The following is a 22,800-nucleotide window of genomic DNA, read 5'->3' on the forward strand; positions in this document are numbered from 1 at the left end:
TGCTCTATGGCACTCAATGTGTGTTGTGTTTCTTATTCCACTGTGCACTTGGGCTATAGAACGGAAGAAAGGAAAAAGTGAAACGAGCAACAACGTTAAACATTTTCTCCAAACTATTTATGGACAGTAAATTAGGACTTATAAGATGAACAAAACTCTGATCGCTCTAGCAGTTTCTGCAGCAGCAGTGGCAACTGGCGCAAACGCAGCGGAAATCTACAACCAAGACGATAACACTATCGAAATGGGTGGTCGTGCTGAAGCTCGCCTATCGCTAAAAGATGGCAAAGCTGAAGATAACTCTCGCGTACGCCTAAACTTCCTTGGTACAGCTCAGATCACTGACAGCCTATACGGTGTCGGCTTCTACGAAGGTGAGTTCACTACGAACGAAAATGGTGGCGCTACAGACAGCAGCACGGACACTCTAACAAACCGTTACCTGTATGGTGGACTTGGTGGTAAGTTCGGTGAGGTGACTTACGGTAAAAACGAAGGTGCCTTAGGCGTGTTAACAGACTTTACCGATATCATGGCTTACCACGGTAACTCTGCAGCAGACAAACTAGCTGTAGCTGATCGTTCAGACAATATGATCTCTTACAAAGGCCAATTTGCTGACCTAGGTCTAAAAGCAAGCTACCGTTTTGCTGACCGCACAGAAGACACAACAAACCCTGGTTCATACACAGATAACGATGCAGATGGCTACTCTCTATCCGCAATCTACGCAATCGGTGAAACTGGCGTTAAGCTAGGTGCAGGTTACGCAGCTCAAGACGAAGCTAACGAGTACATGGGTACTGCGTCATACTCAATCAATGACCTTTACTTTGCTGGTATCTACACTGACGGTGAAAAGCAGCTTTCTAACTCAAAGAGCACTGTTGACTACACGGGTTACGAACTAGCAGCGGCTTACACTATGGGGCAGACTGTATTCTCGACTACCTACAACAACGCAGAAACTAACAACGAGACTTCTGCTGACAATGTAGCAATCGATGCAACCTACTACTTTAAGCCTAATTTCCGTGGTTACGTTTCTTACAACTTTAACCTAATCAGTGAAGGCGACAAGATCGGCTCTGTTGACACTACAGTTGGTAACGCAACTAAGATCCAATCAGAAGACGAAATTGCTCTAGGTCTACGTTACGACTTCTAATTAGTCACTAACTAAAGCGCTAATAGTCTGTCCCTTGAACCCCGAGCTGGTGTTCAAGGGACATTTTCCATTTAGCCTTACGAAGCTGAGCTACTCTTCTAGGACAATATTTGCACTTTCCTCGACCTTATGCTGTCGTCCAAGCATGAGTAAGCAGGGCGTCAATACCAGCGTTAGTACCGTTGCAAACGCTAGTCCTCCTGCAACGGCAGTCGCCAATTGCGACCACCACTGGGTACTCGGAGCACCAAATTCGATTTTCTGATTAATCAGGTCGATATTCATTTCTAGCACCATTGGCAAAAGACCAAGAATGGTCGTCACTGTCGTTAACAAAACAGGACGTAAGCGCTGTACTCCAGTCCTTAAAATTGCATCTCGTTTATCCAAACCTCGCTTAAGAAGCTGATTGTAGGTATCAATCAAAACAATGTTGTTATTCACGACGATACCCGCCAGAGCAATCACACCTATCCCCGACATAATGACACCAAACGGCTTTTGAAAAATAAGTAGGCCGACAAACACACCAACGGTAGAGAATAGCACTGCACTGAGGATCAAAAATGCCTGATAAAAACTATTAAATTGAGTGATCAATATCAGTGCCATCACGACGAGTGCAACCAAAAATGCTTTTTTTAAGAAAGCTGAAGAGTTCTCTTGCTCTTCATTCTGACCGCGTATCCTAAACTCTACCCCCTCAGGTAAATCCATTTCAGCCAAGTCCTTTTCGATTTTCGGTAGTTCCAACGCTAAATTGTAACCTTCTTTCATGTCGGCAAATATATTGATCACTCTATGCCCGTCTATACGACGAATAGTGTCCTGCTTATGATCGGGAATGATGCTGGCAAAATTGGTGATAGGGACCATACCCGCTGCAGTTTTGACTTTTAGCTGATCGAAACGGCCAATATCACGCTTATCTTCTGGGTAACGCACCAGAATATCGACCTCTTCCGTGGCATCATCTGGCAAGTAATCCCCCAGCTTAAGTCCATTGGTGACAAACTGAACCGTGTTACCAACTAAGGTGGCATCAGCTAGGAATCGGGACGCGTCATCTCGGCGAATATCTATCTGCCAGTCAATCCCCTCTTTACTCGATGTATCACTAATATTGGTGAAAGCAGGGTACGCATCTGCCCAATGACGAACCATTTTAGCCGCGCGATCTAGTTCTCCAGGAATACGTGTCGACATTTCAATAACCAGATCATGCTCCACAGGCGGCCCAGCATCTGGGAACTTGTACTCGATTTCTACCCCAGCATATTGGTCGGTTGTTTGCTTTAGTTCATCAATAATGGTCTTCACTTTACGGCGATATTGCCAATCCACTGGCGTGATCTGAATCTGCCCGATTTCATCATCCCCACCCGTTTTGGTATAAACGCTTTCAAATTCGTCATGACCAAGCATTACTGCCTCGATATCACGCATGATGACGTCTTTCTCGTTTATCGACAGATCGCCATAAGAACGCACTTTTACAGTAAAAAATGGTGGGTCCACTTCAGGGAAGAACTCCGCGCCTAAGCCCGCTTTGGCATAGGTGAAACCAACTCCCACAGCAAGTAAAATCGCACTTAATAGAATTTTGAGCGGGTGGCGTAAAGCCAGTTTAAGCGTTTCATAATACAGCTTGGTGAGCCCGGTGGCCTTGGAAAAGTCTCCGTCGTGCAGAGCGACCATTTTCTCACGTTGCTGTTTAGTCACATGTTGTGGCTTACCAATCAAACCGCCCAGTACAGGAACAAACAACAATGCCATCGCCAATGACGCAGCCAATGTCGCAATCAGTGTCAAAGGCAGGTATTTCATAAACTCGCCAGTAATATCTGGCCAGAACAAGAGCGGCGCAAATGCCGCTAAAGTTGTCGCAGTAGACGCGGTAATAGGCCATGCCATGCGTTTAGCAGCATCCCGGTATGCATCTCGACGCGGCGTGCCTTCTTGCATGCGCCGATCCGCAAACTCTGTCACCACAATTGCCCCGTCCACCAGCATACCGACCGCCATGATCAGAGAGAACAGCACTACGATATTAACCGTCAGGCCAAATACAGAAAGCACCAATAGCCCCGTGAGGAAAGAACCAGGAATGGAAACGCCCACCAATAAGGCCGTTCGGACACCTAAGATTGCGATGATCACCACAACAACTAGAATGATCGCTGACAAAATATTGTTTTGCAGATCATTGAGCATCATTTTGACGTCTTTAGACTGATCCCAAGTGTATTTGACCTGCAAATTATTCGGCCAATCGGCGCGTTTTTGTCCTTCCTCCATCACCTTCTTGATCAAAGCGACAGTCTCAATGATATTTTCACCGGCGCGCTTTTTCACATCCAAAACAATCGCCGATTTACCGTCAAGACGTGCGTAGCTTTCAGGATCGCGAAACGCTCTGCGCACCGTTGCGACATCACCGAAAGTGATCACTTGTTTCCCATCAACCTTAACTGGCAACTCAAGAACATCTTTTAACGAGTCGAATACGGAGGGGACTTTCACCGAGAAGCGGCCATAACCGGTATCAACAAATCCTGCCGCCACAACTCGGTTGTTAAGAGCAATCAAGTTATAGATATCCGCTTGGTCTAATCCGTAGCTTTCCATCAATAAAGGATCAACAACGATCTCGACTATGTCTTCCCTGTCACCAGCGATATCGACTTCTAAGATCTGACGAAAACTCTCCAGCTTATCTCTGAGTTGACGGGCAATTTGCACTATGGTGCGCTCAGGTACGGTACCGTACAAAACCACCGTTAGCGCTGGCTCTTCTGAAGCAAACGTCACCTCATTGACCGTCGGTTCATCACTGTCTTCCGGTAGTTTTGGTTTTGCTAAATCAACCGCTTCTCGTACATCCGCCATGGCTTTATTCAAATCCACACCGACGCTGAACTCTAACTGCACGGAAGCATGCCCTTCTGAAGCGGTTGAGGTCATTTCCTTAACCCCTTCAATTGAACGTAACTCCTGCTCAATCGGACGAACCAAGAGACGCTCGGCATCGGTCGGCGAAATTCCCTGATGCCCCACGGAGACATAGATTATTGGAATGGTAATATCCGGGCTGGACTCTTTCGGTACCGTCAGGTAAGTCATAACGCCAGCGATCAGGACGAAAACGAGCAGCACTAGCATGGTTCGAGTGCGGGATAAGGCCGCATCAATTAAGGCGTACATAATGACTCCTTATTATTACTGTTCGACAGCGATAACTCGATCGCCATCTCGCACAAAGCCTTGCCCTGTGGTGATAATACTGACCTGCTCACCCAAGCCTGTCAGCCACACACCATCCTGCTCAGCCTTGACTAGCTGAATCGGAACAAAATGAACGCGTTTATCCACTAATGTTTTGACTCCTAGGTTGCCCGAATCATCCAGTGCTAACATCGCAGGGGTCACTTTCACCGCCAATTGCTGTTTCAGACTCAGCTCAACCTCGGCACTAATCCCTGCGGGAATCTGCTGCTGTGGGTTGGGTAACACGATTTCAATCGGGAAAGTATTAGTAGAAGGAGAAGATACCCGTGAAATGTAACGTACTTTTCCCTCCAGCGTTTCATCACCAATAAAACTGACTGATGCTGATTGGTTAAGGGTCAAGTCTTGAATGTGGCGCTCGCTGACATCCGCTTCAATAACAATTTTGCTAAGGTCGATCAATGTCGCCACTGGATCGCCAACCCCAACAAAGTCACCTAATTCAATCGATAAACTATCGACAATGCCACTAAACGGAGCTGTCACCGCTGTATTTCTCAATGCGATGTTCGCATTACTCACCATGGCTCGAGCTTCAACCAAGGCAGCCTCGGCATTACTAAAAGCGACTTCACCTTGCAAACCTTTATTTTTCAATGATTGAGCCGCTTTGTACTCTTTCTCACGCACTTTAAGCATGGCTTTTGCTCGCTCAAGTTGAATCTCGAGATCACCTTTATCAATTAAAGCAATCACTTGGCCTTGTTTAACACTGGAGCCTTTGCGCACTTTGATTTCAATAATTTTCCCTGCAATTTCAGCACCCAGTTGGGCTTGCTTATCTGGTGCTGTTCGACCATATAAATCAATCGATTTGTGGGTATTTTGAGCTGTAAAGTTTTGGAAAGCGACTTTGGCAAGCGGCACTCCCTCTTCCTGATGATTTGCTTGACCATCATCGGCTTTGAGTGTTCCTAGCCCGAGCCAAATAGACAGAAGTAGAATGATAAATAGTGACACTATATAAGGTCTGACCGCGAGAAAGCGGAGAAGTGAGAATCTGCCCATAACAATCCTTTGCTGAGTAAAAGCACCAACTTTGATAAGCTCAGGATATTAATTAACCAATAAAAAATAAAATACAGTTGGACAGTAATCTAGCCGAGGTCTCAGTTCTGACCTAGTTGCATAGAATATGCAGAGACTAAAAAGCCGCGACTTAGCGCGGCTCTTCAAATTAGACTTTTACGTTAGACGCTAAATGAAGCGCCACATCCGCACGTTGTCGTGGCATTAGGGTTATTGACGAAGAAACGAGAACCTTCCAAACCCTCAGTATAATCAACCTGACCACCGACTAGGTACTGTAAACTCATCGGGTCAACGACGAGTGTCACACCGCTATTAACAATGGTTGTATCACCATCATTAACGTTTTCATCAAAGGTGAAACCGTACTGGAAACCACTACAACCGCCACCCGTGATATAAACACGTAGCTTTAGGTTCGGGTTTTCTTCTTCAGCAATGAGCGCACCAACACGTTGTGCCGCTGCATCTGAAAATGTTAGTGGGATATTTAATTCGCTCACGATGACCTCTCTCACTCGTGTAAATCCAATCGCTCTCAGCAGGATTGGATAAATCATCTTTGTATAATCGTGTCATTATCTAATACCTGAGTTATCCGTTCAAGTATTCGCCACCTCTGACGGCTTTTTTTCACAAAAACACCGCCTTCCTGATGGAAAACTGCCCATAATGTGGCGCAAAGCGTTTTCTTGAACCGGAATCGGCAGGTACAATGCCAGCCAAATTGGTCCGAGCAATCAGAAGAGGATATATCCATGACCAAATCAGCAGAGCTTTACGAAAAAGCACAACAAACCATTCCTGGTGGCGTTAACTCTCCAGTACGTGCTTTCAACGGCGTTGGCGGTGCACCTATCTTTGTAGAACGCGCAGATGGCCCGTTGATTTTCGATGCTGATGGTAAAGCTTACATTGATTATGTTGGCTCTTGGGGCCCGATGATCCTTGGCCATAACCACGCAGTCATTCGTGAAGCCGTGATTGAAGCAGCGCAGCGTGGTCTAAGCTTTGGTGCACCAACTGAAATGGAAATCCAAATGGCAGAGCTGGTTTCTGAGCTGGTACCATCCATGGAACAAGTCCGCATGGTGAGTTCAGGTACAGAAGCCACAATGAGTGCCATCCGCCTTGCACGTGGCTTCACCGGTCGCGATAAAATCATCAAGTTCGAAGGCTGCTACCATGGCCATGCCGACAGTTTGTTGGTTAAAGCAGGTTCTGGCGCATTAACACTTGGTCAACCAAGCTCACCAGGTGTTCCTGCGGATTTTGCAAAGCACACGCTCACAGCCACGTTTAATGACTTGGATTCGGTTCGCGAGCTTTTTACTGCCAATAAAGGCGAGATCGCTTGTATCATCGTTGAACCCGTCGCGGGCAATATGAACTGTATCCCACCAGTCGCAGGTTTCCACGAAGGCCTGCGTCAAATCTGTGATGAAGAAGGCGCACTGCTGATCTTTGATGAAGTTATGACAGGTTTCCGTGTCGCCTTAGGAGGTGCTCAAGGTCATTACAGCATTAAGCCAGATATCACCACGCTTGGTAAAGTTATCGGTGGCGGTATGCCTGTGGGTGCCTTTGGTGGCCGTAAAGACGTGATGCAATACATTGCGCCAACAGGCCCGGTTTATCAGGCAGGTACCTTATCTGGCAACCCAGTAGCGATGGCTGCGGGTTACGCTTGTCTGAGCTTACTGAAAGAGGAAGGCAACGAAAAACGCCTTGCTTCAAAAACCAAACAACTGGCTGAAGGTTTTAAAGCTCTAGCGGAACAACACGGGATTCCAATGGTGGTTAACCAAGTTGGCGGTATGTTTGGTTTCTTCTTTACTGACCAACAAGAAATAACTTGCTACGAAGACGTGACTAAGTGTGATATCGAACGCTTTAAGCGCTTCTTCCACCTAATGCTAGAACACGGGGTTTATTTAGCACCGTCTGCATTTGAAGCGAGTTTTACTTCATTAGCACACGGCAGTAAAGAGATTGACGCAACTTTAGAAGCGGCCGATCGCTGTCTTGCCATTCTGGCTAAAGAGGCGTAATAACCTCTTTTAACTAACAAAAAGGCTGCAATTGCAGCCTTTTTATTGCCAGTTCACGATCACTAACACTAAGAGAGAAATCATAATCACAGAAAACCATGGTATCTTCCGCTTCTGCTTTGTACTCCCGCCACAAGCTTTTTTATCGTTACAACAGCCCATAATTTTTACCCTCCGCTGATAACATTTTGATTTTACATTGAAGACGCAGTGTTTTGCGGCCATTATACTTCTATCGCGACGAATCATTGGACAACTAACGTGTCAGAAAAACTCAAAATAACTTCCAGTCATAGAGTGTTGATTATTGCCCTGCTTGCTGCTGGCCTTGCATGTTTCTTATTAGTTGAACCTTACATCAACTCAATTGTGATGGCGTTTATCATCTCACTGCTCATGTTTCCGATTCATGAATGGATTGAGAACCGGATGCCAAATTACAGAAACCTCGCTTCACTACTATCCTGTACCTTACTCACTGTCATCATAGTACTGCCTTTACTGTTTGTTTTTGCCGCGATCGTTCAACAAGGCTCCTCCTTTTCGCAAAATGTCTATCAATGGGTAACTCACGGTGGTATCCAAGCGTTATTTGAACATCATTGGGTCATTAAAGGTTTGTCACTCATCAACACCTACTTACCTTTTGATGAAGTTCAACCTCAAGAAATCGGCCAGAAAGTCGCCCAATTTGCAACGTCATTTGGCTCTAACCTTGTCGGTATCAGTGCCAAAATACTGGGAGATGCGACTAACTTCCTACTCAACTTTTTCCTGATGTTATTTGTTTTATTCTTCTTACTTCGCGATCACGACAAAATCATCGCGGCGATTCGCCATATTTTGCCACTCTCGCGCAGCCAAGAAGACAAGCTGCTGGATGAAGTTGAACAAGTTTCAAAATCCGCGGTAATGGGATCTTTTCTCACAGCGATTGCACAGGGGGTCGCTGGGGGTATCGGTATGTGGCTCGCAGGCTTTCCCGGTTTATTCTGGGGTACGATGATGGGTTTTGCTTCTTTTATACCGGTTGTAGGGACAGCCCTAATTTGGATTCCGGCCGCGGCTTACCTATTTCTGACCGGAGACACAAGCTGGGCAATATTCCTCACTATTTGGAGTGTGGCGGTTGTTGGTTCAATCGATAACCTGCTAAGACCATTGCTCATGCAAGGCAGTGCAGGCATGAACACCTTAATGATCTTCTTTTCTTTGTTAGGTGGTCTTCATTTATTCGGTTTAATTGGCCTTATCTACGGCCCACTGATTTTCGCCATTACTATGGTGCTATTTAATATTTATGAGGAAGAGTTTAAAGACTTCCTTGATGAACAAGATCAGAACTAAGATCTAGGAAACAGGAAAACTTCAAGAATGTGGGGGATTATGCGAAAATCCCCCGTCTTTTTCTGTCAGAGTTCACTATGTCTGCTTACATTGCCCCAAGCCAAATCGCACAACGACAGCTCGCCTACTTTGCAGGCAAGCATGTTCTCGTCGCCGGAGAATCAGAAGATCTATTTCCGGTTGAACTTACCAAACATTGTGAATCCGTTACTGTGTTCACAACTCACTATGGTTACTACCGTCAGCTAGAATCCTACACTCAGCTCACGACTGTATTTGGTGCTGAATTTGATCAGCCAACTCAAGCAGATATGATCTTACTTTACTGGCCAAAAGCGAAAGCAGAAGCGGAGTTTTTGCTGGCAATGCTATTCGCCAAGCTAGGTCCAGGCACGGAAATTGTGGTCGTCGGCGAAAACCGTTCAGGGGTAAAAAGCATTGAAAAGATGTTTAAAGCTTATGGCCCAATTAATAAGTTTGACTCAGCAAGGCGATGCTCTTTTTACTGGGGACAATGCCTTGAACAGCCCGCCCAGTTTAACCTCAAAGACTGGTTTAAGCAGTATCAAGTCAGCTACCAAGGCCACGACTTGACAATAAAAAGCCTACCTGGGGTATTCAGCCACGGTCAGTTTGATGTGGGCAGTAAACTGCTCCTTGATACACTGCCATCCTTGACCGGGAAAGTACTCGACTTTGGCTGTGGAGCCGGTGTGATTGGCTCAGTCATGGCCACCATCAATTCAGGCATCGAACTTGAAATGTGTGACATCAGCGCACTGGCGGTCGAGTCAAGCAAAGCTACTTTAGAAGCCAACGGATTGAAAGGTTGCGTATTTTCCTCTGATATTTACTCTGACACTAGCAATGATTACCACTTCATTATCAGCAACCCTCCTTTCCATGCAGGGCTAGATACCAGTTACAGTGCGACAGAAACCTTGTTAGCTGATGCACCAAAGTACCTGAATACACAGGGGCAGTTACTGATTGTGGCGAATAGTTTCCTCAAATACCCACCCATTATTCAACAAGCGTTTGGTAATTGCGAGACGCTAAATAAGACCAATAAATTCGCGATTTATTACGCGAAGAAATAACTAGCTAGCCCGATTCAAACCTGTATATCGGGCTTATCTCACTCCGCTACGCTAAATTTGCGCATCCCTCCACGCTTTAAATCAGACTTACTTGTCAAAGTAAAAAAACTCGTTAATTTTGTCATTCTAGGAAAGTGACATTTTACTTGGGCATTGTATGCCTATCTTGATTACGGAAAGTCTCGTTAGCTCATGTTTAAGTTGTATCGAAAACAAAGATTCAAGCGCCTGCAACATACTTTGATGCTAGCGTTTTTGGTGCTCAGCATTACCCCTCTCACCATTATCGCTATCTTCTTTTTACAATCTCACACCAAAGATCTACAAGAACAAAGCACTTCGCACTTGCTCTCAGTACGCGACAGCAAACAGCAACAAGTCGTCGATTATATGTATGCAAAAGAATCTGAAGTCATGGGTTTCGTTCGTTCAGAATTGGCTTATGCGAGCGGTGGACGCTTTTATGGATTGGTCAATGCTTTTCGTAGCTTAGGATTAGATATTGAACAAGCACGTGACTATGCCCAACGACGTTATATTCAAGGTTCAGGCGATCAAATAAAAACATCCATTCTTCCTCAGTCTAAGGTTTATAGTGGTACTGAACGCTACCGCCTACTGCATAAACGCTACCATCGTGCTTACCTAGAGCTTCTCAAACGCTCTGACTTTGACGACGTCCTCCTAGTTGATTTAGAAGGTAATGTCACCTATTCGATCTACAAACACGATAACTACGGTACTAATCTCCTCACTGGTCGTTTCCGCGATAGCAACCTAGGCAAAACTTTCCATAAGCTCAAAACTCAAGTCACCGAAAAGCGTAAAACCAATGAAGATTATACCCCTGTTATCATTTCTGATTTTGAAATGGATAAAGGGAAACCCGTTGCTTGGCTAGGTGCGCCCATAATTCAGCAAGGTTACCTCCATAGCTATGCCATGTTCCGCTTACCGAATAATGGCATCACTAAGCTGATCGCTGATACCAACAATGCTTCGGCTATGAAAACCTTGTTGGTAGGTGCCGACCATCGTTCACGCACCATGGCTTATGAGCAAGAAGACATCGACAAAAGTCGCGAAGTCGTAGACTTAGCGCTATCAGGAAGAACGGAAGTAGGTACTTACATCAATACAGTTGGAGAAGCGACTATTGCCGCTTACAGCCCGATATCTTTCAAAGGTGTAGAATGGGCAATTGTGGTTGAAGTTCCAGAAAAAGAAGCCTTTGCTCGAGTGAATCAGCTCGAAACCCTCTTCATCTTCGCCATGTTATGTGCAATTGTACTGGTAGTCGCGGCATCGCATTACTTATCCAACTTTATTACCGCACCGCTTCTTAAATTGACTTGGGCTGCAGAGAAAGTCTCTGCAGGCGACCTTGACACCGATATCATCAATACCGAGCGTAAAGATGAAATTGGTCGTCTCGCGGTGAGCTTTGAACGTATGCAACGCTCCATCCGTGACAAAATGCAGCTCATCAAACAGCAAAATGAAGAACTGGAAAGCAATCTAAAACTGATTCAGAAGCAAAATGATGAATTACAGCTAGCCAACAAACTCAAAGACGAGTTTCTTGCCACAACTTCCCATGAATTACGCACGCCTTTGCATGGCATGGTAGGGATTGCTGAAGCCCTGATTTCAGGTGCGAATGGCCCCATCACCGCCAGCCACAAATATCAACTTGATATCATCATCAGTAGTGGTCAAAGGCTGGCAACCTTAGTCGATGATTTACTTGATTATCACAAAATGCGTTATGGTAATCTGGATATCGAAACCCGCGCAGTGGACATTTCTGGCGCAACACGATTGGTTTTGGAGCTGTCTTCTCACCTTGTCGGTAACAAGCCAATTCGCATTATCAACCAAGTTCCTACCGATCCTCTTTGGGTCAGTGCGGATCCACAACGTCTTGAGCAGGTACTGTATAACTTGGTTGGCAATGCCATTAAGTACACCAGTGAAGGCAAAATCGTCATATCTGCCACTCAGGTTGATGATAATATCCGCGTACAAGTTGTCGATACTGGCCAAGGTATACCAGCCGATCAACTTGAACATATCTTTGAGCCACTCATTCAAGCGGGTAGCGACAGCAGCCGCTATCGACAAGGGGCAGGGTTAGGCCTATCCATTAGCCGACAGTTAATTGATTTGATGCAAGGTACGCTCTATGTGAGCAGCCAGCCAATGGTCGGCACCACTTTCAGCTTCACTCTACCAATCGCATCAGTAGAGCAGATCGCTCAAATCAACGATATTGAGAACGCTCACTTCGTTGCACCGGAGAGCAATAATCTTGAACTCATAGAGAGTTCAAATTTGCCTGAAAACCCCGAAGGGCCATTGTTATTGATTGTGGATGACGAACCGGTCAACCTACGTGTGTTAGACAGCTTCCTCCGTTTAGAAGGTTACCGAGTACGTACGGCTAACAATGGGGAAGAAGCGATTGGCTCAGTTCGAGAAGAGAAGCCCGAACTTTTATTGCTCGATATCATGATGCCGGGTATGAGCGGCTATCAAGTGTGCGAAACGCTTCGACAAGATTACGACCACGCTCAATTACCTGTCATTATGCTGACTGCATTAAATCAGCCTGACGATCGTGTACGTGGTTTTGAAGCCGGAGCGAACGATTACTTATCAAAGCCATTCAATAAACAGGAACTCGCCGCTCGAATAACCGCACACTTAACCGCCAGTAAGGCGGAGCAGCGCAGAATTGAAAATCAACAATTACAAAATGAGCTTAAACAGCGCGCCATGGTTGAAGCTAGCCTGCTGGAAACCCAAGGACGATTACTAGAACAGTTAGAGTCTGCCCCAGAAGCCATTATCTGTGTGCGTGATGATAATAAAGTCCGTTTCACCAATGACGCGGCCTCAAGACTATTTAAGCGCACAACTGAGCAGCTTAGACGCTCCAGCGCCGATGAACTTATCGCACCCAAATACCTTAATGTAGAACAGCCGCATTATTGTGGAGTCATTGATATATACGTGGAAGATGTTCGTCAGCATTTATCTGCGGATATTCTAAAGCTTCCCGAGGGTTCTGGGCTGAAATCCATGTATATTTTCGATGTCGGTGGCGGTGTGAATGCAGCACGCATTACCAATCTTGAAACAGCCATTGAAGCGCTTTCCAGCTATGCCTTCGAAGGCGACAAAGCCAAACTTCAGGAATTAAAAGAACTCGGAGGTGAGTTCACACGCTTGGCCGACCGCGTCACAACGGATAATAAGTCCAAACAGGAAATTATGCGTGAAGTATTGGTCGATTCCATGACAAGTGCCCTGAATTACTGGGAAAGTGTCACGGGCCAAAGTAAGTTTGCATTTGCAGAGCAAAGTGGTTTGTGGCGAGTGTACCTTGACCGCAGTACATTACAAACTCGAACTCTAGATAAATATCTACGAGTCGAGACGTTGCCTAAAACACCTCGCTGGCGAACCGTGTTGAGCTCATTAGAGTACATTTTGGAACACTGTAAAGAGATGAGCCCTGAGCGAACCCATATTGAAAACCTTCGTGACAAGCTTCAACACCTTCTCACCAGCTAAACAACCCAGTCTATTGATTAAGCCCGGAAACGGGCTTTTTTATTGCCTAAACCAAGCTATCGGCATACACCTTACGCACGTCGGCCACTGAGCCCAAAAGGGAGTAAAGAGTTTTTACACAACATAAAACAACTCATATTCCCCTAGCAAAGACTGACAATTCAAATCAACTTAATAGAGAAAAGGGCCGTTACTTCACCAGGATTTAAAGAAAAGAATTCAGTTTGCGAACATAATCACAACAAGACGGCAGAATTAATTTTTCACTATAAATTAACCCTCCCTAACACTAGTGATAATGATCTCACATACAAACCAAATCAAAGACAGACCTTAAAAATAAAACCACAAGGAGTTAGTGAATACTCACATTCAATTTTAAGATCAGTAAATAGTGCGAGTGAACTCAAATTTAACAATACGTCAACAACAGACTAAAAAAAGGACGAATCAACGTTATTAACGTTGTTTGGGTACTTTTTAACGTTTTTAACGAGAAAGCTAATTGCCAAATTTAACGTAAAGGTGTTTTCTTAACTTGCCTAAGGCCTACAGGCCACTCAATACCCTCGACTCCTTCGGTATGAGGGAATGAAGATTGAGGTAGGTGTTTAGGAAATGTCTATTTATTAAGAACCATCAACTTCCATACAGTGAAATGAAAGCAAATAGTAAGGAACAGCTATGCTTGCCAACATAAAAAAAACTGCACTAGCTACAGCAATTATTGCAACCGCGACAACTGGGTTTACTTCTGTCGCAACGGCTGCTGAGCGCAGTGAATTAACAGTACACCCTAAAGAATTCACCACTTTTGTACGCAACTTTAACCCATTCCTAGGTGCCACTAACCTACACACAACAACGGACTTTCTATACGAACCCCTTGTTGTATTTAATGAAATGCACGGCAACACACCAGTATTCCGTTTGGCAGAAAACTTCAAAATGTCTGACGATCTTATGAGCGTAACGTTTGACATTCGCAAAGGGGTAAAGTGGTCAGATGGTGAGGCATTTGATGCGAACGACGTGGTTTACTCTTTTAATTTAGTTAAAGAAAAGCCAGAGCTTGACCAAAGTGGTATCAACTCATGGGTAGCTGGCGTTGAAAAGCTGAATGACTACCAAGTTAAGTTCCGCCTAACTGAAGCGAACTCAAACGTTCCTTACGAAATTGCCAAGGTACCTGTTGTTCCTGAACACGTTTGGAAAGACGTAAAAGATCCAGCCACTTTTACCAATGAAAATCCTGTTGGTTCAGGCCCTTTCACTGAGATCGATACCTTCACTGCGCAACTGTACATCCAGTGTCGCAATCCAAACTACTGGGATGCCGACAACCTAGAAGTCGATTGTCTTCGCGTGCCTCAAATTGCAAACAACGATCAGTTCCTAGGTAAAGTGGTTAACGGCGAAATGGATTGGACATCATCTTTCATTCCAGATATTGACCGCACCTACGCAGCCTCTAGTCCAAATCACCAGTACTGGTACCCACCAGCAGGTACTCAAGCATTCGTGATTAACTTTAAGAACCCAGACGCCGCGAAAAACGAAGCATTAACTAATGTCGATTTTCGCCGTGCATTCTCAATGGCTCTAGACCGTCAGACTATCATCGATATTGCCTTCTACGGTGGTGGCACAGTGAATGACTTTGCCTCTGGCCTCGGCTATGCCTTTGAAGCTTGGTCAGATGAAAAAGTTCACGACAAGTACAAAACATACAACACATACAACGTCAAGGGCGCTAAAGATCTTCTCAACAAAGCTGGCTTTAAAGATGTCAACAATGATGGTTTCGTCGATACCCCATCTGGCAAATCATTTGAGCTGCTAATTCAGTCACCAAATGGTTGGACAGACTTCAACAACACAGTTCAACTGGCAGTTGAACAGCTGGCCGAAGTGGGGATTAAAGCGAAAGCACGTACACCTGATTTCTCTGTCTACAATCAAGCTATGTTGGAAGGAACATACGACGTATCGTACACCAACTACTTCCACGGTGCAGATCCATATACTTACTGGAACAGTGCATACAACTCATCATTGCAATCTGGTGACGGCATGCCTCGCTTTGCTATGCACTTCTACAAAAACGATAAACTTGATGGACTTCTTAACAGCTTCTACAAAACCGCTGACAAGAGTGAGCAGCTAGAAATTGCTCATGGTATCCAGCAAATCATCGCCGCAGACCAAGTGACCGTGCCTGTTATGTCTGGTGCCTACATGTATCAGTACAACACAACACGCTTCACAGGTTGGTGGAATAAAGACAATCCGAAGGGCCGTCCAAACATTTGGGCTGGTATCCCTGAGCGTCTACTTCACGTACTGGACCTAAAACCAGTTAAGTAAGCGTTCAATCTTTGCGGTGCACATCCCGTGCACCGCTTTATCCCCCAAGCTTTTGACTATTTAAAGTATGGCGCCAGTCGTCAGGGGATTGTTCGCTCTCAATTTTGGCTTTTCGCTAGGAGCGACCTGAAACCAGAAACAGGAAATATCTGGGTCAGTAAGGTGTAAGTTATGGGCTATTTTTTAAGACGTTTGTCATTTTATTTTGTCGCACTATTAGTTGCAGCAACACTTAATTTTATTATTCCCCGGGCGATGCCGGGCGATCCGGTCACCATGATGTTCGCAAATGCATCAGTACAAGTGACCCCAGAGCGCATTGCCGCGATGAAAGAACTGCTCGGTTTTGTTGATGGTGGACTATTTGTTCAATACATCGCGTACATGAAGAACATTCTCAGCTGGGAGCTGGGAACATCGATTCAGTTTTACCCTTTATCTGTGAATGAGTTGCTAGGAAGTGCTTTTGGCTGGTCACTCTTTCTTGCGGGTACCGCCGTTGTTTTATCTTTTTCATTAGGTTCTATTCTCGGTATTTATGCCGCTTGGAAACGAGGCAGTAAGTACGATGCCTTCATCACTCCTGGAATGCTAATCATCCAAGCTGTACCACAAGTGGTGATAGCCATGCTCGCCATGTTCATCTTTGCTATTGGTTTGAAATGGTTCCCTACAGGGTATGCGTACACCGCTGGTACTTTACCTGACTGGACAAGCTGGGCGTTCATCAAAGACGTAGCTTATCACGCAGTCTTACCCCTATTCTGCGCATCTGTTGTCCAAATAGGTGGCTTCCTCGTTAACATGCGAAACAACATGATTAACCTTCTCGCTGAAGATTACATCACCATGGCTAAAGGCAAGGGATTGAGCGAGAACCGCGTCGTGTTCAACTATGCCGCCCGTAACGCCTTATTACCGAGTGTTACCGCTTTATCAATGGCATTAGGTATGGCTATTGGTGGCCAGCTCATCATCGAAATCATCTTCAACTACCCAGGCCTAGGCTCGGTACTGTTCAATGCAATCAAAGCCCGTGATTATCAGGTGCTTCAAGGTCAATTACTGATCATGACGCTGTTTATGCTGTTCTTTAACCTACTGGCTGACATGCTTTACGTTGTACTCGACCCTCGCCTACGTAAGGGAGGTAAATAATCATGAAGGGATTCATCAAACTCATCATAGGTAACCCAATCGCTTTGGTTGGTAGCATCATCATCAGTGTTTTTCTGTTCATCGCTCTTGCTGCGCCGCTACTCAGTAAACACGCGCCTGATAAACGTACAGGTAACCCGCATGAATATCCTGCTTTTGTTGTTAAGGCTGCTCAAGCCAACCCAGATGGCTGGGTAGCAGAAAACCTTGCCACAGACCGCCGAACCCTGCTGATGTCAAAAAAAGCGGATCACACTCTCGGTACAACACGCATGGGACGTGATGTCTGGTCTCAATTTATCCATGGTGCGCGAGTATCTCTCGCCGTAGGTTTTGGTGCCGGTATCACCGTGTGTTTTCTCGCCACAGTGATTGGTATCTCTGCAGGCTACTTCGGGGGACGTATCGATGACATCCTAACCGCAGCGATGAACATCATGCTGGTCATTCCACAATACCCACTATTGTTCGTTCTCGCGGCCTTTATTGGCGAAGCGGGTCCATTAACCATTGCGATGATCATTGGCCTCACAGCTTGGGCTTGGGGAGCGCGAGTCGTTCGCTCGCAAACCTTAGCTTTACGAGAAAAAGAGTTTGTTAAAGCGGCAGAGGTACTTGGTGAATCATCATGGCGAATCATCTTTGTAGAGATCCTACCTAACCTTATCCCGATTGTCGGTGCAAGTTTTATCGGTTCGGTTATGTACGCCATCATGATGGAAGCAACAATCTCATTTCTTGGATTAGGCGACCCGAATACGGTGAGTTGGGGCATCATGCTCTACAACGTTCAGACCTCATCTTCAATGCTGATTGGCGCTTGGTGGGAACTGTTTGCCCCTTGTGCTGCTCTAGTCCTACTCGTTACTGGCTTGGCCTTACTCAACTTCGCGGTCGATGAAATCGCCAATCCACAGCTGCGATCTCACAAAGGGATGAAGCGCTGGAAAAAACTTGCTCAGCAAGACAAAAAAGAACGTGAGCCAGAATTGGCCCCACAAAGTGCACTTTGGAGCGGAGATAAATAATCATGACAGCACCACTCATTTCTATCCGTAACCTATGTGTTGACTATATTACGGCAGCTGGCGACGTCCGTGCTTGCAACAATGTCAGCTTTGATATCGCGCCTGGTGAAGTCTTCGGTTTGGCCGGAGAATCAGGTTGCGGAAAATCCACTGTGGCCTTCTCACTGATGCGCCTACATAAGCCACCCGCATTTATCACTGGCGGTGAAGTTATCTTCAATGGTGAGAACATTCTCAACTACAGCGATGAGCGTATGCAGGCCTTTCGTTGGAGTGAAATGTCAATGGTTTTCCAAAGCGCCATGAACGCATTAAACCCCGTTCTTCCGATGGAAGAGCAGTTTTGCGATGTGATCATGCGCCATACCAATATGACACGAGAACAAGCTCGTAATCGTGCTGAAGGCTTGTTGGAAATCGTCGATATTCATCCAAGTCGACTGACAGATTATCCACATCAGTTCTCCGGTGGTATGCGCCAGCGTTTAGTTATTGCAATTGCTTTGGCACTCAACCCTAAAATGATCATCATGGACGAACCCACTACGGCGTTAGATGTGGTCGTTCAGCGCGAGATTTTACAGAAAATCTACGCTCTGAAAGAAGAGTTTGGATTCTCAATCTTATTCATTACTCATGACCTTTCTTTGATGGTCGAGTTTTCTGATCGCATTGGCATCATGTACTCGGGTGAATTAATCGAAGTTGCTCCATCAAAGCAAATTCTCGAGAGCCCGTACCATCCATATACCAAAGGACTAGGTAGCTCTTTCCCTCCATTAACTGGCCCTAAAACTAAGTTAACTGGTATTCCAGGTAATCCGCTTAACTTGCTTGAAATCCCCCAAGGTTGTCGATTCCAAGCTCGCTGTGATCGCGTACATGAAACCTGTACCAAGATACCAACTCAACTGAAACAAATAGAGCCAAATCGTTTCTCAAACTGCCACCTTTATGGCGAACCTATCGCCCAAGCCAAACTCTAGCGCTGGCACGAGACAACAAAGTAAAAATACTGGAGAGAATGATGAGCAAAGAATTTGGCGAACTACTAATCGAAGGAAAAAATCTAGTTAAGGATTTTCCGATTAACAGCAATGCACTACAACAACCCATGATGCGTGCAATCAACGACGTATCATTCAGAATGTATAAAAGTCGTGGCCTTTCAGTGGTCGGCGAATCTGGTTCAGGTAAATCAACCACAGCCAAAATGATCGCAAAAATGTATGCCCCGACATCTGGAACCATTGAATACAAAGGAAGAGATATCAAAACGATTGATTCTCGATCTGATCTGATGGCTTACCGAGAAGGGGTTCAGATGGTGTGGCAAGACCCATTTGGATCTTTAAATCCAACCCACAACATTTTTCACCACATTGCCCGTCCATTACTGATTCACAAAAAAGTGAAGCCTGGTAATAAGAAGGAGCTTGAAGAGCGTGTTTACGATCTACTCGAACAAGTCGGGCTGATCCCGCCTAAAGAAACCTCTCAGAAATTTCCCCACCAACTATCTGGTGGGCAACGCCAAAGGGTTAATCTTGCGCGCAACATCGCGGTGGGTGCAGAGGTGGTACTAGCCGACGAACCAACATCAATGCTGGATGTGTCGATTCGAGCTGGTGTGCTCAACTTAATGGAAGAAATGAAATTTGAGAAGCAGATGTCACTGCTTTATATCACTCACGATATCGCTACAGCTCGTTACATTGCCGAAGATCTTGCCGTGATGTATGTGGGCCATATGGTTGAATGGGGGGACACCGAAGAGATAATTCACAACCCTCAGCATCCATACACCCAGCTATTGGTCTCAGCAGTACCAGATCCAAGCAAATCAATTCACGAAAAGTTAAAAGGCAATAAGGGCGAAATCCCTCTTTGGACTCCAAGTTCTCTAGGGTGCCCTTTCGCTGGACGTTGCCAACATGCCACTAGTCAATGCCGTGAGCAGCTTCCGGAAGTCACTCAACTGTCAGACAACCACTTTGTGCGCTGTTACTTGTACCAACACTAAAACAATATCGAAGTCAGCAAGAGTGACTGGCTTCACCTAACTCACTCGGAGATTTCAATGCTGCTACTTACTAACCACATTGGTTATGAATCCCTGGGACCAAAACAGGCTATTCTGATGGCAGATGTACCCAACCTACCATCTTCCACTGCCCTTTTGGTGTGTGCAGATAGTCATCAGACTGTTGCGTCACTGGATGTCGAGACTGGCACTCGAGTCGCAAATTGGCACCAGGGATATTTTTTTCGCATTGATTTTTCTAACATTCAGAAAGCTGGGCGCTACTACCTCACTTTTGATAACAGTCAGTCTGAGATCTTCTCCATCGCAAAAGATAGACTTCTAACGTCAACGCTTTCAGACGTACTGCACTATTTAAAATCCCAACGCTGCAGCGGCATCTACGATCGTCAGGATCAAAGTGTTCCACTGTTCAATACTGAAGAACGCGTGGATGTCAGTGGCGGTTGGTATGACGCATCAGGTGATGTCAGCAAATATCTAAGCCACCTTTCTTATGCTAACTACCTCAATCCTCAACAGATTCCAATTGTGGTTTGGAATATTCTTAAAGGCCTCGAGTTGAGCCAATCCAGTACTAGCTTGGCTTCCTACACTCGCTCAAGGATGGAAGAAGAAGCTCTATTTGGTGCTGATTTTTTGGTCAGAATGCAGCATAAGTCCGGTTATTTCTACACAACGGTATTTGATAAGTGGTCAAAAGATCCAGAGCAACGCGAAATTTGTGCCTACACCACACAAGAAGGCCATAAATCAGAGGATTTTCAAGCGGGCTTCCGCCAAGGCGCAGGAGCGAGCATTGCAGCGTTGGCAGCCACCGCCCGATTAGGTAAAGAAGGAGAATTCAGCACTCAACGATACCTCCATACTGCTGAATTAGGCTACCAGCACCTCAAAGAGTGCAATCGCTACTACCTTGATGATGGTGAAGAAAATATCATTGATGAGTATTGCGCTTTGCTCGCCTCAACCGAGCTTTATAAGACCACACTCAATACTCACTATTTAGAGGAAAGTCGCGACTGGGCTCAACGTCTCACACAGCGCCAACACTCTGATGCTTACATTCAGCACTTCTGGTCGGCCAACAGCGATGGCTCTAGACCTTATTATCATGCAGCCGAAGCTGGGTTACCCGCGATTGCGTTGTGCCAATATTTAGAGATTGAAAACCGTTCAGATTTGTATGAATCCGTCTTAGCAACGCTCACACAAGCTTGCCATTTCGAGTTATCTATTACCCATAAAGTCGCCAACCCATTCGGCTATCCTCGTCAGTACGTCAAAGGGATCAGCCAAAGCAAGCGTGACTCTTTTTTCATCGCGCAAGACAATGAGAGTGGTTACTGGTGGCAAGGAGAAAATGCTCGATTAGCCTCATTAGCCAGCATGGGATACCTTGCTCAAACTCACTTAACCGATACCAACCTCAAACAAGCATTAACTGATTTCTCACAGCACGCCCTTAACTGGATTCTTGGGTTAAATCCGTATGACATGTGTATGTTAGATGGTCATGGACATAACAACCCTGACTACTTACCCCATCTCGGTTTCTTTAATGCCAAAGGCGGTATTTGCAATGGTATCACTGCAAGATTTGATGACGCCGAAGGGATCGCTTTTAACCCTAATGAGCACAAAGATGACATGCTACAGAACTGGCGCTGGGGTGAGCAATGGCTCCCTCATGGCGCATGGTTCCTGCTAGCTATACTCGCCCAACACACGCATTTTCAATCCACGGAGAATCACTAAGATGACGCATTATTACGTTGGTGTGGATGGTGGTGGCACTTCCTGTCGCGTACGCATCAGAGATCCACACGGAAAGCTACTAGGCGAAGCCAAAAGTGGTAGTGCCAACATTTTGCTGGGTGTAGACATTGCGCTGAACTCCATTATCGAAGCGACTTCCAAAGCCGCCCAAGGTGCAGGCTTAGATCATACCCACTTCCAATACATGCACTTAGGTTTAGCCCTTGCAGGAGCCGAACAAAAATCCGCTTGGCATGACTTCATGGCTCTTACTCACCCTTTTGCTTCACTGGTGCTCAATACTGATGCTTATGGTGCCTGCTTAGGCGCCCACAACGGAGATAGTGGCGCCATCATGATAGCGGGCACAGGATCGTGTGGCATTTACTTGGCTGGTAGCGAACAACATGTCGTTGGTGGTCGCGAATTTCCCATTTCCGATCAAGGCGGTGGCGCAATTATGGGGCTAAGGCTAATCCAGAAAGTCTTACTAGCAGAGGATGGTATTCAAGAGAAAACTCCGCTATGTCATAAGGTGATGGCTCATTTCTCCAACGATGTTGATCAGATTGTTAGCTGGTCTAAACACGCCTTGCCTCGGGATTATGGCCAATTCTCACCAACAATATTTCACTACGCTAAAAGCGCTGACCCATTAGCACTTTCACTGCTTAAGCAGACTGCTGAAGATATCGAAATGTTCATTTGTGCTCTTCATCGCAAAGGAGCAACACGAATTTGTTTAATGGGGAGTATCGCAGAACGCATTTACGATTGGCTTTCTCCTCCTGTCCAACAATGGATTGTTGAGCCACAGCTCGACGCGATTGAAGGTGCCTTGATGTTTGCAGGCAAGCCTGAACACAATTTGTATTAAGAGGTT

Annotated in this window: 15 protein-coding genes; 12 read left to right on the plus strand and 3 right to left on the minus strand. The window is 45.6% G+C overall.

What is annotated here, in order from left to right:
* Window positions 1–145: 145 nt before the first annotated feature.
* A complete protein-coding gene (locus L1D23_RS07700; protein WP_239865195.1) occupies window positions 146–1,168 on the plus strand; it encodes a porin in 1,023 nt (340 codons plus the stop codon).
* A 90-nt stretch (window positions 1,169–1,258) separates the two neighbouring features.
* On the opposite strand, the gene L1D23_RS07705 is transcribed toward L1D23_RS07700, so the two are convergent.
* From L1D23_RS07705 to erpA, 3 genes are all read right to left on the minus strand, one after another.
* Window positions 1,259–4,372: an efflux RND transporter permease subunit gene (locus L1D23_RS07705; RefSeq protein WP_239865196.1), complete on the minus strand. Its 3,114-nt coding sequence runs from the start codon at window positions 4,370–4,372 to the stop codon at window positions 1,259–1,261.
* Between the two features lie 15 nt (window positions 4,373–4,387).
* A complete protein-coding gene (locus L1D23_RS07710) occupies window positions 4,388–5,464 on the minus strand; it encodes an efflux RND transporter periplasmic adaptor subunit (RefSeq protein WP_239865197.1) in 1,077 nt (358 codons plus the stop codon).
* 182 nt (window positions 5,465–5,646) lie between these two features.
* Window positions 5,647–5,988, minus strand: coding sequence for an iron-sulfur cluster insertion protein ErpA (gene erpA, locus L1D23_RS07715; protein ID WP_239837774.1), 342 nt, complete (start codon window positions 5,986–5,988; stop codon window positions 5,647–5,649).
* Between the two features lie 255 nt (window positions 5,989–6,243).
* Here erpA and hemL point away from each other — a divergent pair, with 255 nt between their 5' ends.
* From hemL to L1D23_RS07770, 11 genes are all read left to right on the plus strand, one after another.
* Window positions 6,244–7,536: a glutamate-1-semialdehyde 2,1-aminomutase gene (hemL, locus tag L1D23_RS07720; protein WP_239865198.1), complete on the plus strand. Its 1,293-nt coding sequence runs from the start codon at window positions 6,244–6,246 to the stop codon at window positions 7,534–7,536.
* A 261-nt stretch (window positions 7,537–7,797) separates the two neighbouring features.
* On the plus strand, window positions 7,798–8,883 hold the full coding sequence (locus L1D23_RS07725; protein ID WP_239865199.1) for an AI-2E family transporter: 1,086 nt from the start codon (window positions 7,798–7,800) through the stop codon (window positions 8,881–8,883).
* Window positions 8,884–8,960: 77 nt separating this feature from the next.
* Complete coding sequence (gene rsmC, locus L1D23_RS07730) at window positions 8,961–9,983, plus strand: 16S rRNA (guanine(1207)-N(2))-methyltransferase RsmC (RefSeq protein WP_239865200.1); 1,023 nt, start codon at window positions 8,961–8,963, stop codon at window positions 9,981–9,983.
* 192 nt (window positions 9,984–10,175) lie between these two features.
* On the plus strand, window positions 10,176–13,562 hold the full coding sequence (locus tag L1D23_RS07735; protein WP_239865203.1) for a response regulator: 3,387 nt from the start codon (window positions 10,176–10,178) through the stop codon (window positions 13,560–13,562).
* A gap of 684 nt (window positions 13,563–14,246) precedes the next feature.
* On the plus strand, window positions 14,247–15,929 hold the full coding sequence (locus L1D23_RS07740; RefSeq protein ID WP_239865205.1) for an ABC transporter substrate-binding protein: 1,683 nt from the start codon (window positions 14,247–14,249) through the stop codon (window positions 15,927–15,929).
* Between the two features lie 171 nt (window positions 15,930–16,100).
* Window positions 16,101–17,087 (plus strand): ABC transporter permease, encoded by a 987-nt coding sequence (locus L1D23_RS07745; protein WP_239865206.1) that lies wholly within the window; start codon window positions 16,101–16,103, stop codon window positions 17,085–17,087.
* 2 nt (window positions 17,088–17,089) lie between these two features.
* Window positions 17,090–18,115, plus strand: a complete 1,026-nt coding sequence (locus tag L1D23_RS07750) for an ABC transporter permease (protein WP_239865207.1) — start codon at window positions 17,090–17,092, stop codon at window positions 18,113–18,115.
* A 2-nt stretch (window positions 18,116–18,117) separates the two neighbouring features.
* Window positions 18,118–19,101: an ABC transporter ATP-binding protein gene (locus L1D23_RS07755; protein WP_239837782.1), complete on the plus strand. Its 984-nt coding sequence runs from the start codon at window positions 18,118–18,120 to the stop codon at window positions 19,099–19,101.
* Window positions 19,102–19,142: 41 nt separating this feature from the next.
* Entirely contained in the window at window positions 19,143–20,138 is a 996-nt protein-coding gene (locus L1D23_RS07760; protein WP_239837783.1) for an ABC transporter ATP-binding protein, read from the plus strand.
* A gap of 57 nt (window positions 20,139–20,195) precedes the next feature.
* Complete coding sequence (locus L1D23_RS07765; RefSeq protein WP_239865208.1) at window positions 20,196–21,917, plus strand: glycoside hydrolase family 9 protein; 1,722 nt, start codon at window positions 20,196–20,198, stop codon at window positions 21,915–21,917.
* A gap of 1 nt (window position 21,918) precedes the next feature.
* A complete protein-coding gene (locus L1D23_RS07770; RefSeq protein ID WP_239865209.1) occupies window positions 21,919–22,794 on the plus strand; it encodes an N-acetylglucosamine kinase in 876 nt (291 codons plus the stop codon).
* Window positions 22,795–22,800: the final 6 nt, after the last annotated feature.

The sequence above is a fragment of the Vibrio sp. Isolate24 genome (genome assembly GCF_022398215.1).
Lineage (GTDB): Bacteria > Pseudomonadota > Gammaproteobacteria > Enterobacterales > Vibrionaceae > Vibrio > Vibrio coralliilyticus_A.

Excerpts from the sequence above, each read along its gene's own strand:
- L1D23_RS07700 (WP_239865195.1), top strand. The coding sequence starts at position 146 with ATGAACAAAACTCTGATCGCTCTAGCAGTTTCTGCAGCAGCAGTGGCA.
- L1D23_RS07705 (WP_239865196.1), bottom strand. The coding sequence starts at position 4,372 with ATGTACGCCTTAATTGATGCGGCCTTATCCCGCACTCGAACCATGCTA.
- L1D23_RS07710 (WP_239865197.1), bottom strand. The coding sequence starts at position 5,464 with ATGGGCAGATTCTCACTTCTCCGCTTTCTCGCGGTCAGACCTTATATA.
- hemL (WP_239865198.1), top strand. The coding sequence starts at position 6,244 with ATGACCAAATCAGCAGAGCTTTACGAAAAAGCACAACAAACCATTCCT.
- rsmC (WP_239865200.1), top strand. The coding sequence starts at position 8,961 with ATGTCTGCTTACATTGCCCCAAGCCAAATCGCACAACGACAGCTCGCC.
- L1D23_RS07735 (WP_239865203.1), top strand. The coding sequence starts at position 10,176 with ATGTTTAAGTTGTATCGAAAACAAAGATTCAAGCGCCTGCAACATACT.
- L1D23_RS07740 (WP_239865205.1), top strand. The coding sequence starts at position 14,247 with ATGCTTGCCAACATAAAAAAAACTGCACTAGCTACAGCAATTATTGCA.
- L1D23_RS07745 (WP_239865206.1), top strand. The coding sequence starts at position 16,101 with ATGGGCTATTTTTTAAGACGTTTGTCATTTTATTTTGTCGCACTATTA.
- L1D23_RS07750 (WP_239865207.1), top strand. The coding sequence starts at position 17,090 with ATGAAGGGATTCATCAAACTCATCATAGGTAACCCAATCGCTTTGGTT.
- L1D23_RS07755 (WP_239837782.1), top strand. The coding sequence starts at position 18,118 with ATGACAGCACCACTCATTTCTATCCGTAACCTATGTGTTGACTATATT.
- L1D23_RS07760 (WP_239837783.1), top strand. The coding sequence starts at position 19,143 with ATGAGCAAAGAATTTGGCGAACTACTAATCGAAGGAAAAAATCTAGTT.
- L1D23_RS07765 (WP_239865208.1), top strand. The coding sequence starts at position 20,196 with ATGCTGCTACTTACTAACCACATTGGTTATGAATCCCTGGGACCAAAA.
- L1D23_RS07770 (WP_239865209.1), top strand. The coding sequence starts at position 21,919 with ATGACGCATTATTACGTTGGTGTGGATGGTGGTGGCACTTCCTGTCGC.